Genomic DNA, 12,223 nt, shown 5'->3' on the forward strand with positions numbered 1-12,223 from the left:
TGATCTTGCACGCGTGGTCGCTGCTTGTAAAGTGCATAGGCCGCGCAGTGAAGGCGGCTTCAGATCTCGCGGTGGGCGCCGTGGGTGCTTTTCGGACGATAGAGGCGGGCCATGCGCACCATCTTGTCCTCGGCCTGGATGACCTCGATCGCGACGCCGTTTATGCGAATCGAGAGATCAGCCTCGGGAATATCCTGCAGGTGCTCGAGGATCAGGCCATTGAGGGTCTTGGCGCCGGCTACCGGGAGTGCAAGTCCCAGCCGGCGGTTCAGTTCGCGAAGGTTCTGCGATCCGTCGACCATCACCGTGCCGTCCTCACCCCACGAGAGTCTGTCGCTGCTATCCGGGAGGCTTGTGGTGAACTTGCCGATCAGTTCCTCGATGATGTCTTCCAGTGTCAGGAGACCGAGCAGCTCGCCGTATTCATCCACGACCATAGCAAGACGCTGCTGATTCTCCTGAAAGAACTGCAACTGGGAGTAGAGCGGAGTATCGGCCGGAATAAAATAGGGCTTGGCCACCAGGTCGCGAATGGCTTCGGCGGAAAAACCGGCATCCAGCGACTGAGCGAGCATGCGTCGGAGGTGCAGTACGCCGATCACCTGTTCGTTGTCACCGTCCAGCACAGGCAGTCTGGTGTGGTAGCAGGTGGCGATCTGTTGGCGGATTTCCTCCGCGGGCAGACGCAGGTCGATGCTTTCGATCGCACCGCGGGGCGTCATGACGTCCTCGACGGTGATGTGTTCCAGATCGAAGAGGTTGACGAGGATGTCGCGGTTTTTTTGCGGGATGTACTGCCCGGACTCCAGTACCATCGAGCGCAACTCCTCTATCGACAGCTGGGATGACGCTTGCCCGGTAGGCTGTAGTCGCACCAGCTTCAGTATCCCCGACACGAAGAGATTGACGAACCAGACCGCGGGGTACGAGATCTTGAGCAGGGCGGTGAGCGGATAACTCACGATCAGTGCGAGCCGGTCTGCATGGTGCGCGCCGATGACCTTTGGCGTGATCTCCGAGAAGACCAGAATGAGGAAGGTCAGCAGCACCGTGCCAGTGGCCAGCGCCCAGCCCTCTTCTCCGACGAGATGGATGGTGATGACGCTGGCGAGCGTGGCCGCGGCGACATTGACGAGATTGTTGAACAGCAGGATGACGCCAAGCAGCCGGTCGGTCTTGGCGAGCAGGTCGAGCGCGAGGCGTGCGCCACGGTGGCCTTTGCCGGCCAGTGCCTTCAGCCGATAGCGATTGGATGCCATCATGACCGTTTCGGTCATCGACGACAGGCCGGAAAGCACGAGCAGTACGACGAGCGCGCCGAACTGTGTGCTAAGTGACAGAGTGTTCACAAAACGCGGATTCCGCTTGTCAGATCAGGCCGGCGCGACCCAGCAGCACTTCGATGACGAAACGGCTGCCGATATATGCGAGTACCAGTGCGATGAAGCCGGCGAGTGTCCAGCGCAGCGCGACCCGTCCGCGCCAGCCCCACACCCGTCGTCCGAACAGCAGGGCGCCGAAGAGCAGCCACGAGGTGATTGCGAACACGGTCTTGTGGTCTAGCCGGAATGCCTTGCCGAACAGGGTTTCCGAGAAGACGATGCCGGAAACCAGGGTGAGTGTAAGCAGCACGAAAGCGATGCTGATGAGACGGAACAACAGTGACTCCATCGTCAACAGGGGCGGCAGGTTGGCGATCGTGCGACTAAGGCGACCGCTGTGCAACTGCCGCTCGGCCACTGCCATCAGCATGGCGTGCAGGGCGGCGAGCGTGAACAGGCTGTAGGCGAGCATTGCGATGATGAAATGCGCGCGAAAGGCGGGTGACGCCGCGTTGATCAATACATGTGGCCCCGGGAAGAGGACGGGTAGCAGGCTCCCGATCAGGCCGGCGGGCAGAACGAGCGCATGTAGGCCTTCGAGCCGTGCGTAGAAAGCCTCGATCCAGTAGAAGCACACCGCCAACCAGACGATGAGCGATACCGCCAGCCCGAAGCCGAAACGCATGTCGTCCCCGGGGAACATCGCAGCGTGAATCGCGAGCCCATGCACGATGAGTGCGCCAAGAAGTATGGCGCGCTCGTTGGTCGACATGCACTGGACCCGCCCAGCTGCAGGGTCACGCATGCAGGAGCGCCAGAACCAGAACCCGAGCGTCCCATAGAGCAGGGCCGCAGCCAGATGAAGTAGAATGACGTACATAGATCAGCCAAGTGTACTCCAGGCTGGGCTCATCTGGATAATTTGAATGCTCGAGTGCGCGGGTGTCGGTCCGCGTACCCTCGTCGTCACGTCGGGACTCGATGGACGACGTCTGTTCGGCCCCATACAAGCAAGCGGATACCATGCTCGACAACCTTACCCAACGCCTCTCGAAAGTCGTCAAGACCCTTCGTGGTCAGGCTCGTCTCACCGAGGACAACATCCAGGACGCGCTGCGCGAAGTGCGGATGGCGCTGCTCGAGGCCGATGTCGCCCTACCGGTGGTCAAGGATCTCATCGCCAGGATCAAGGAAAAGGCGGTGGGCCAGGAGGTCATTGGTTCGCTGACACCTGGTCAGGCGCTGGTCGGTGTCGTGCATGACGAGCTGAAGGCTTTGATGGGTGGCGCCCACACCGGGCTTGATCTCTCGGCCCAGCCCCCGGCCGTGGTCCTGATGGCAGGCCTGCAGGGTGCGGGCAAGACGACCACCACCGGTAAGCTCGGCAAACTGCTGCGCGACCGGATGAGAAAGAAGGTGCTGGCGGTGTCGGCCGACGTCTATCGTCCGGCGGCAATTGAGCAGCTGCGCACTGTGGCGGGCCAGGCCGGGATTGATTTTTTCCCGTCGACGGCAGATCAGAAACCCGTGGATATCGCCCGCAAGGCGCTGGAGTACGCGCGAACCCATTACTACGATGTGGTGCTTCTCGATACTGCTGGCCGTCTTGCCATCGACGAAGCGATGATGGCCGAGATCAAGGATCTTCATGCCGCCGTCAAGCCGGTGGAAACCTTGTTCGTGGTCGATGCCATGCTCGGTCAGGATGCAGTCAATACCGCGCGGGCCTTCAACGAAGCCTTGCCGCTCACCGGGGTAGTGCTGACCAAGCTCGATGGCGATTCGCGCGGTGGTGCGGCGTTGTCGGTGCGCCATGTCACCGGCAAGCCGCTCAAGTTTGCCGGTGTCGGCGAGAAGCTCTCCGGGCTCGAGGAGTTTCATCCGGAGCGCATGGCGAGCCGGATTCTCGGCATGGGCGATATTCTCGGTCTCGTCGAGGAGGCGCGGCGCGGCGTCGACGAGGATAAGGCGCGCGATTTCGCCAAGAAGCTCAAGACCGGCAAGGGCTTCGATCTGAACGACTTCAAGGAGCAGATCGCCCAGATGCGCAAGATGGGCGGCCTGTCGTCGATGATGGACAAGCTTCCAGCCCAGTTCGCGCAGATGGCCGGCCAGATCCAGGGAGGGGCCGAGGAGAAGCAGATCGGCCGCATCGAGGGCATCATCAACTCGATGACCCCTGCCGAGCGGAGCAAGCCGGAGATTCTCAAGGCCAGCCGCAAGCGGCGTATCGCGACCGGTGCCGGGGTGTCGGTGCAGGAGGTCAATCGCCTGCTCAAACAGTTCGAGCAGACGCAAAAGGTCATGAAGCAGTTCTCCAAGGGCGGCATGCAGAAGATGATGCGTGGGCTCAAGGGCATGATGCCCGGTTTGCCGCGCTGAGCCGGAGGACTGCAATGAAGTTCGGCGCCATCATCATTGGAGACGAGATCCTGTCCGGCCGCCGTGCCGACAAGCATCTCGCCAAGGTCGTCGAGTTGCTCGGCGCGCGTGGCCTGCGGCTTGCCTGGGCACGCTATGTGGGCGACGAGCCGGGCATGTTGCTGCAGACGCTGCGCGAGAGCTTCGCCACCGGGGACCCGGTGTTCAGCTTTGGCGGCATAGGTGCGACGCCGGACGACCGTACACGACAGAGCGCGGCCGCCGCCCTCGGCGTCGAACTGGCCCTGCACCCAGAGGCCGAGGTGGCGATTCGCGAGCGTTTTGGCGGTGAGATCACACCGCATCGGCTGCAGATGGGGGTGTTCCCGGTTGGCAGCGAGATTATCCCCAATCCCTATAACCAGATTCCCGGTTTCTCGATCCGCGAGCACTATTTCGTGCCCGGCTTCCCGGTCATGGCCTGGCCGATGGTGGAGTGGGTGCTCGATACTTGCTACTCGGATCATCACCACGTCGAAGACTACATTGAGCGGGCAATCACGGTCGAAGACGCCTACGAGGGACGGTTGATCGATCTCATGGAGCGGCTCACCATCGAGTACCCGGACGCCACCCTGTTCAGCTTGCCGACCGTGGCCGGCGATGGGTTGCGTCGCTCGGTCGAGCTGGGGATGAAAGGACCGAGCGCGCGCGTCGAGGCGGCGATGGCCGAGATCCGGCGTGAGGTCGCAGCCCGCGGTTACACCTGGCGAGAGCTCGATTGACCCGACGCAGCCCGTCCGCGCCCGAGTCGCGTTGCATTGCGCTTGAAGGGCGTGAGCTTGATTATCTGCTTCGCCGCTCCCATCGACGCACGTTCTCGCTTCACGTCGATGAGCGCGGCGTAAGAGTCAATGCGCCTGTGGCGGCGCCCTTGGGCGAGATCGAGGGATTCATGCGTCAGCATGAGGCCTGGCTGGTGGAGCGGCTGGAACGGCACGCGCAGCTCGCACATCGGGTGCGTTTCGAGCCGGTCGATGGCGCCACCCTGCCTGTGCTGGGCAGGCCCTGTCGCCTGCGTCTGGTTGCCGGCGTGCGTCGGAGCGAATGGTCCGGGGATGTCGACGGTGCCGAGCTGCTGAAGCTGCCGTCTTCGGGCGACGTGCCCAAGCGGCTGGTGGCCGCGCTCAAGGCGAGGGCGATTACCCGCTTTACCGGGCGGGTGGAGGAGTATTGCCTGCGACTTGGCGTGCCAATGCCTGCAGTGCGCGTGTCCTCGGCGCGGACCCGCTGGGGCAGTTGCAGCAGTTCGAGCGGTATCCGCCTTCACTGGCGCCTGATCCACCTGCGGCCGGAACTGTCGGATTACGTCGTCGCGCACGAGGTGGCGCATCTCGTGGAGATGAACCACTCGCCGCGTTTCTGGTCCGTGGTTCAAGCCTTGTGTCCTGGTTGGCGTACGCTGCGCGCCGAGTTGCGCGAGGCAGGCCGGGAGTTGCCCATGATCGATACAGGCTCCGAGGCGCCCGCTGGCGACGCCTGAGGCTTTTCCCTGACAACACGAACGGTAAGAAAATGAGAATTCTCCACACGATGATCCGGGTCGGCGATCTCGATCGCTCGATCGACTTCTACACCACGGTGATGGGCATGCGCCTGCTGAGGCGTCAGGACTATCCCGAGGGGCGGTTTACGCTGGCCTTCGTTGGCTATCAGGACGAGGCCGACGGCGCCGTGCTGGAGCTGACCCACAATTGGGATACCAACGCGTATGAGCTCGGCAACGGTTACGGGCATATTGCACTGGCGGTGCCCGATGCTGCCCAGGCCTGTGAGGATGTTCGCACCCGAGGTGGCAAGGTCGTGCGCGAAGCCGGGCCGATGAAGCACGGCACTACGGTGATCGCTTTCGTCGAGGATCCGGACGGCTACAAGATCGAACTCATCGAGCGCGCCTGAGACGCAACAGCAGCATTATCGCCACAGCGAGTAATACAGCGCCGCCGCCAACTCCCGCCGCGAGGGCTTTTCGTGCGGCCAGGAGCCAGCGATTGTCGTGCTCGAGATAGACCCAGCCGATCGGCGCGATTTCGCCGATCGCGGCGCGGACAACGAAGCTGTCATCGAGTTTTGACAGTGCAGACTGGCTCGATTCGCCAGTATTCAGGCGTTCGAGTGCGATTGTGGCATGCGGAGAAGCACTCAGATTTCCGGCGGAGTTTCGCTGCACGGCAGCCAGAGGTTGTTCCCGGCGGTCCATGATTACCATCGCATGCACTTGGGAAAACCGGGTGAAGGCTTCCAGGCGGAAGGCGAGTGCGACTCTGTCGTTGGCTGCGACCTCGAAGCGGGCAAGCTCGGCGGCCGTTGCAGCGATTTCGGTTGCCTGTGCGCGGATGAGCCGGTGGGTCTCCTCGACATGTCGATAAACCATCGACACGATCAGCATGTACGCAACGATCAGCAGGGTGGTGATCGCGATGATGGTCGGGCTGACGACGCGCCGCCTGCCGGTGCCTGCGAACGGTGTTTGAGTAGGTTGCGAAGAAAAGCGCATGCGTCAATCTACTACACTCGACCGGGACGCGGGTAGGCGCGTGCTTGGTGCGTCTCAGTCGTCCGCACACTCGTCGCGTATGGCGATGACGTCGTCGAGATTGTCGAGGAAGACGTCGACACAGTCCGGGTCGAAGTGTCGGCCACGACCATCGAGAAGCAGGTCGACGGCCTTTTCTATTGGCCACGCCTGCTTGTAGGGTCGGCTGGAGCTGATCGCATCGAACACGTCGGCTACTGCAACGATGCGTCCTTCGAGGGGGATGTCCCTTCCGCTCAGGCGGTTCGGGTAGCCGGTGCCATCGAACTTTTCATGGTGCGACAGTGCAATGGAGGCACCGAGTTGCACGACGCGCGATGCGGAGTCCTTCAGGATGTCGTAACCGATCGTCGTATGTCGCTTCATGATCTCGCGTTCATCGGGAGAGAGCGCGCCGGTCTTGAGCAGGATGTGATCCGGAATGCCCAGTTTGCCGACGTCGTGCATCGGCGCGGCGAGCAGGAGGTCGGAAACGAAGCTCCCCGGTTGCGACAGGTGTTCGGCGATCAGCGCCGAATACCGGGCCATACGCTGGATGTGGGCACCGGTCTCGGGGTCGCGGAACTCGGCTGCGCGTGCCAGGCGTACGATGGTCTCTCGTTCGCGCTGCAGAATGTCGGCAGTGGCTTTTCTGACCTCCTCGGCGAGGATGTCGGCCCGGTCACGGGTGAGCTTGTGCGCCTGTCGCAGCTTGAGCATGTTGTGCACGCGCGGCGCGAACTCGTGTTTGTCGATGGGCTTGGTGAGAAAGTCGTTTGCCCCGCGAGAGAGCGCCTCGTAACGCGTGGTCCGTTCGCTGTTGGCGGTCACCATGAGAATCGGCACTTCCTCGCGAGGGTGACGTTCGCGGACTCGACTGATGAATTCGAGGCCGTCGAGGCCTGGCATCATGTAATCGACGATGATGAGATCAGGCTCGTTATCCAGACACCACTTGAGGCCTTCCGAGGCGTCTACGAAAGTGTGCGGGATTGCGCCAGCTTCATGGGCGACCAGCTTCTCCATCAGGAGAAGGTTGAGCGGCATGTCGTCGATGATGGCGATTTGCATGGATGTTTGCTTGGCCGGGTACAGCGTCATAATGACAGTGTAGCGGCATCGTCAACGTAACAGAGTTCACGCGCGAGAAGGTTTTCATTCGCTGACGATTTCTGGAAGGCGGTAATTGTCGAGTCTGGCCATTCCGGGCGGCGCAATCGCACAAAAGAAACCCCCGGTCGAAGGGACCGGGGGTGGGGATGGTGGGCCCAGCAGGACTTGAACCCGCGACCAAGCGATTATGAGTTTGCCGCCAACGCGCTATGCCTAGAAAAATCAAGCGTAGGCGAGCGTAATCCAAACAAGTACAAAGTACTTGCGCGTCAGTAGTTTAGCGCAGTTTTGCGAAATAGGACAGACTTGAGCACTGTACCGCAGAAGTACCGGGATCAAGCCGTTGTAAGTCGGCTGAGGCTGCATTTAGGGTTCACTGGTGGTAAAATTTAGCTAGCATTTGGCTGGTCACGAGGCGTGAGGCGAACGGAAATGAACGTGGGGCGTGCAATTCGCCTGTGTCGGAGGCAGCGAGGTGCCTCGCAGAACGAAGTAGCCCAGCGGGCGAACTGCTCTGTGTCGTACCTCTCGATGCTTGAGAACAACAAGCGAGATCCAACGTTGTCGACCATTACCAGGATCGCCCAGGCATTGCACGTCCCAGTCGGTGTGCTTTTTGTTCTGGCGTCGGACAAGTCGGAGATGGGTGCAATTGATGAACATCTGTCCGGTGAACTGGCGAGGTCTGCAATGGCAGCCCTGACAATGCCTGCCGAGCAGGCCGCAAATGATTGAATCTTGGACCAGAGGTCTAGAGTGCGGTGTCCGGCTGAGTGATACTCAATGGGCGCCGCAAACAATATACGGGTGGACAGCATGGCTAGCGCGGATCAACTCAAGGCGCTTGTGAAGTCCCACATCGACCGGGATGACGGAAAGTTTTATTCCGTCGCCATGCAGGTGGCAGCGCATGAGGCGAAAGTGGGGCACGGCAAGCTAGCAGTCGAACTGCGTGACATGATCGACGCAGCGAAGAGTCGTGTCCTGGGGGTGGGGGCAGGCCAACCTGTGCCATTGGCCCGCCCGCGGGGTGAAGTTGCGAATCTGCTGCATGTCAGTCATCCCGAGAACCGCTTGGCGGATATGGTGCTCGATGCTGGTATCCATGCCCGGCTAGAGCGCATTTTGAAGGAGCAGCGTATGTTCGCCCGCATTCGGGAGCATGGTCTCTCGCCGCGTCGCAAACTGCTGTTGGTGGGGCCTCCTGGAACAGGCAAGACAATGACTGCATCGGTACTTGCAGGTGAGCTCGGTCTGCCTCTCTTCTTGGTGCGTCTGGACGCACTTATCACCAAGTTCATGGGCGAGACTGCCGCCAAATTGCGCCAAGTCTTCGATGCCGTTACGGAAGTACGTGGTGTTTACTTTTTTGACGAGTTCGATGCAATCGGCTCGCAGCGTGGGCTTGCCAACGATGTCGGCGAAATCCGCCGTGTGCTTAACAGCTTTCTGCAGATGATTGAGCAAGATCAATCAAACAGTCTGATTGTGGCTGCGACCAATCATCCTGAAATTCTGGACTATGCCCTATTTAGACGTTTTGATGATGTAATTGAGTATCACTTACCAACTGCAGATCAAGCGGCTAGCCTTATCCGTTCACGCTTGGGGCGCTTCGTGCCTAAGCCATTTCCTATGAAGAAGGTTACTGAGAAAGCTGATGGTTTGAGCTATGCGGAAATCCGTCGAGCTGTGGACGAGGCTATCAAGGAAGCGTTGATGCATGATGAAGATCGCGTCAAGGCGGAGGCTCTAGGCGTTGCATTGACCGAGCGCCGGCAACTCAGTAAAAAAATAACCAACAGGGATTCTTCAGCTCATGCCGGTACCCCCTCGCGATAAGCTTCCTCATTTATTGCTGCGCGATACATCCACCTCCAAGCCATTCACAGCACACTCTTCTAATGGAGGCTCAAAGCCGGCGCTTCCAGAGCTTCCGCGTCAACAGCATGGGCAAGCACTTCAACGTCAGCTTGCCACGTTAAAGCCGCTGGCTACCTCGGCTGCGGCTTACCAGCGGCAGCAAGAGGTTGAAAGCGGGATAGGTCTTCAAATCCAGTTTGTTAGTCAACCCAATGTGGAGCTCGCCTTCCAGAGTTTGGCCGAGGAGCGCGGAAAGGATGACAGCAAGAAAATTGAATTGCTGAGTGTGCGGCAGGACGGTGAGTACACTTATGCCAACGTATTTGTTCCAGATGGAAAGCTTGCTCACTTTGAAAAGTATGTGACTGAGTATCTTGAGGAAAAGAAGGACAGGAACGGCAACGCGCGTGACCACAAGCCGTTGCTGAACACAATTGAGGCAATACGAGCAGCAGAGTTGCGCGCGTTGTGGACTGATGACGCTACGTTACTTCCGGTCGATCCAGATGAAGCTTTCTGGTGGGAAGTTTGGTTGCCAGTTCGAGGAAACCGGCAGGCTGTTCTGGCGGACTTTCGGAAACTTGCCGGACTTGCAGAATGTCGTGTCAGTGATCAAGAGGTTCACTTTCCTGAAAGAACAGTTGTGCTGATGCATGCATCGCAACGGCAGTTCTCCGGTTCGGTTATGACGCTCAATTGCGTGGCTGAGTTGAGGCGGGCTAAGGAAACAGCAGAATTTTTCGATGAGATGGGTGTCGGCGAGCAGCGGGAGTGGCAGGATGAATTGTTACAGCGGGTGCGCTTCCCCTCCGATAGTGATGCCGTTCCTCGTATCTGTCTGCTCGACTCGGGAGTGAACCGTGGGCATCCATTGCTCTCGCCATTGATGGCGCCGGGTGACATGCACACTGTCGACCGAACTGGGCTGACGGACGACACTGCTAACCACGGTACGGGGATGGCGGGCTTGTCGGCCTATGGTGACTTGACCGAGGCGGTTGCATCGTCAGCTTTGATCAGCATTGAACACCGTCTGGAATCTGTGCGGCTCGTTGCTGCTGGAGGTGCCAACGTAGGTTCGGCCACACTGCATGCCCAACTGTTTAGTGATGCAGTGGCACGACCTGAAATCACCCACGCCCACCGTAAACGGGTCTTTTGCTCCGCTGTGACAGCATCCGATTACCGAGACAGGGGGCGCCCATCATCATGGTCTGCCATGGTCGATAGTCTCGCGGCTGATCCAGACGGTGCGGGGCAGTTTCCTCGGCTGTTTATTCTTTCCGCAGGTAATACTGATGACCCTGCGGCGTGGGCTGAATACCCGGCCAGCCTGTCTACCAATCTCGTTCATGATCCCGGTCAAGCTTGGAACGCATTGACCGTCGGAGCTTGCACAAGTAAGACGAACACTCAGCATCGGAATTATCAGGCGGTGGCCCCAGAGGGCGGGCTTAGTCCTTATACGACAACATCAGCTTCTTGGGATAGGGCCTGGCCACTAAAACCCGATATTGTTCTGGAAGGTGGTAATTTGGGGGATGACGGCTTCGGACCGATTGGGATGAACAGCTTGCAACTCCTATCAACCAACAATCGGCCGCAAGAGCGTTTGTTTCGAGCCTTCAATGCTACCAGCGCCGCTTCGGCGTTGTGCGCCAAAATTGCCTCTGAAATTGCGGTAGCGTATCCAGCACTGCGCCCTGAGACGATCCGAGCCCTGATTGTGCACTCTGCTGAATGGAGCGATGGCATGCTAGCAATGTACCTGCCGGAAGGTGCTGCTAATAAAGCATCCTATGCCCAACTGATCAGGCATTGCGGCTGGGGAGAGCCCAACTTAGAGCGTGCGTTATGGAGCGCAAATAATTCGCTGACGCTTGTAATTGAGGATGAGCTTCATCCATACAAAAAAGAGAAGGGTGAATCCGTCAAGAGTCGTGACATGAACCTGCATGAGCTGCCGTGGCCGCGCGCAGAATTGGAAGCGTTGCAGGATGCACAGGTTCAGATGAGAGTCACGCTGTCGTACTTCATTGAGCCTAACCCCTCCACGCGAGGTAGTGCATCCAAGTATCACTATCCATCCCATCGTTTGCGCTTTGATGTCCAGCGCCCCCTCGATGCTTCCACAGAGGATTTTGTTGCACGCATCAATGCAGCTGCCCAGCGAGAGGATGAAGGTGATCCGGTCAATCCTGCCGACCCTAACTGGTACTTGGGCGACAGGCAGCGACATCGAGGCTCACTGCACCAGGATGTATGGGAGGGTACGGCCGCCGATTTAGCTAGTCGCGGTTTTCTTGCGGTGTACCCGGCGGCAGGGTGGTGGCGAACACGTCCAGCACTAGAGCGCTATAGCTTGCCAGCGCGATACAGCCTTGTCGTGTCCATCCGGACTGAACAGACCGAGGTGGATCTGTATAACGCCATAGCTAACAAGGTCGCTGTCGTTGTGTAAGGAGCTGGCGCGTCGGTTTTTCTGCCAGAAATAAGTTTATTTCAAGGGCTTCCAGTCCGGCGATGCCTCGCATAATCGTTGGAGGCGTATATGCTCTGGTTCCGGGATTAAGTGAGCCCAACGAGCTTTTTCTTCATCCATCTCACTGACTCGAAGCTCATCTCTTACTATTAGGTTGCCTCCTCCAAGCTGGCGTGCCGCATGCCAAAAGCTGTTGGCGCTGCCAACAATGTGCACAGGGGTAATTGGCAGGTTGTATTCCTCGCTTAACCATACAAGAAAGCCCAAAGCGTAGCCCTTTCGGCGATGCTGTGGTTTCACGTCAATCCCATAGAGGTATACCGCATCTTGAAGGGGGCTTATCCCAAAGGTCGCTACAGCCACCTCCTCTTTCAAGGTGTTTGTTGATTTCCACGCAGAACTGACCCGGGGTTTTCATCTAAAACTGACCCACCGGTTTATGCGTACAGTATAGCTACGCGGGGTTGGTTCCGGTTTCGGGTTGTGGTGTCTGTTCTCCTTGTGTTT

General features: G+C 59.1%; 11 protein-coding genes. 7 read left to right on the forward strand and 4 right to left on the reverse strand.

What is annotated here, in order from left to right; all coding sequences use genetic code 11:
- Nucleotides 1–59: 59 nt before the first annotated feature.
- Nucleotides 60–1,349 carry a CNNM domain-containing protein gene (locus GPA21_RS02485; protein WP_168986634.1) on the reverse strand — a complete coding sequence of 430 codons (1,290 nt, stop codon included), beginning with the start codon at nt 1,347–1,349 and terminating at the stop codon, nt 60–62.
- A 19-nt stretch (nt 1,350–1,368) separates the two neighbouring features.
- A complete protein-coding gene (locus GPA21_RS02490; protein ID WP_168986635.1) occupies nt 1,369–2,202 on the reverse strand; it encodes a cytochrome C assembly family protein in 834 nt (277 codons plus the stop codon).
- A 143-nt stretch (nt 2,203–2,345) separates the two neighbouring features.
- On the opposite strand from GPA21_RS02490, the gene ffh reads away from it, so the two are divergent.
- The 4 genes from ffh to gloA are packed head-to-tail and all read left to right on the forward strand — an operon-like array spanning nt 2,346 to nt 5,642.
- Nucleotides 2,346–3,704, forward strand: a complete 1,359-nt coding sequence (gene ffh / locus GPA21_RS02495) for a signal recognition particle protein (protein ID WP_168986636.1) — start codon at nt 2,346–2,348, stop codon at nt 3,702–3,704.
- A 14-nt stretch (nt 3,705–3,718) separates the two neighbouring features.
- Complete coding sequence (locus tag GPA21_RS02500; protein WP_168986637.1) at nt 3,719–4,468, forward strand: competence/damage-inducible protein A; 750 nt, start codon at nt 3,719–3,721, stop codon at nt 4,466–4,468.
- Nucleotides 4,465–5,226: a M48 family metallopeptidase gene (locus tag GPA21_RS02505; RefSeq protein ID WP_211163385.1), complete on the forward strand. Its 762-nt coding sequence runs from the start codon at nt 4,465–4,467 to the stop codon at nt 5,224–5,226. Before GPA21_RS02500 ends, GPA21_RS02505 begins: the two co-directional genes overlap by 4 nt.
- Nucleotides 5,227–5,258: 32 nt before the next feature.
- On the forward strand, nt 5,259–5,642 hold the full coding sequence (gene gloA, locus GPA21_RS02510; protein WP_168986638.1) for a lactoylglutathione lyase: 384 nt from the start codon (nt 5,259–5,261) through the stop codon (nt 5,640–5,642).
- Here gloA and GPA21_RS02515 read toward each other — a convergent pair.
- Both GPA21_RS02515 and GPA21_RS02520 read right to left on the reverse strand, forming a co-directional pair.
- On the reverse strand, nt 5,626–6,240 hold the full coding sequence (locus tag GPA21_RS02515) for a hypothetical protein (RefSeq protein WP_168986639.1): 615 nt from the start codon (nt 6,238–6,240) through the stop codon (nt 5,626–5,628). The genes gloA and GPA21_RS02515 overlap by 17 nt on opposite strands.
- Nucleotides 6,241–6,294: 54 nt before the next feature.
- Entirely contained in the window at nt 6,295–7,329 is a 1,035-nt protein-coding gene (locus tag GPA21_RS02520; RefSeq protein WP_168986640.1) for an HD domain-containing phosphohydrolase, read from the reverse strand.
- A 474-nt stretch (nt 7,330–7,803) separates the two neighbouring features.
- On the opposite strand from GPA21_RS02520, the gene GPA21_RS02525 reads away from it, so the two are divergent.
- Genes GPA21_RS02525 through GPA21_RS02535 form a run of 3 tightly spaced genes read left to right on the forward strand, consistent with a single transcriptional unit; the run spans nt 7,804 to nt 11,695 of the window.
- On the forward strand, nt 7,804–8,106 hold the full coding sequence (locus GPA21_RS02525; RefSeq protein WP_168986641.1) for a helix-turn-helix domain-containing protein: 303 nt from the start codon (nt 7,804–7,806) through the stop codon (nt 8,104–8,106).
- A 48-nt stretch (nt 8,107–8,154) separates the two neighbouring features.
- The gene (locus GPA21_RS02530; RefSeq protein WP_246261708.1) at nt 8,155–9,213 is read left to right on the forward strand and encodes an AAA family ATPase; all 1,059 of its coding nucleotides are present in this window, start codon (nt 8,155–8,157) and stop codon (nt 9,211–9,213) included.
- Nucleotides 9,191–11,695, forward strand: coding sequence for a S8 family peptidase (locus GPA21_RS02535; RefSeq protein ID WP_168986642.1), 2,505 nt, complete (start codon nt 9,191–9,193; stop codon nt 11,693–11,695). The genes GPA21_RS02530 and GPA21_RS02535 overlap by 23 nt, the downstream gene beginning before the upstream one ends.
- Nucleotides 11,696–12,223: the final 528 nt, after the last annotated feature.

This window comes from Azoarcus taiwanensis (genome assembly GCF_012910885.1).
GTDB lineage: Bacteria > Pseudomonadota > Gammaproteobacteria > Burkholderiales > Rhodocyclaceae > Azoarcus_F > Azoarcus_F taiwanensis.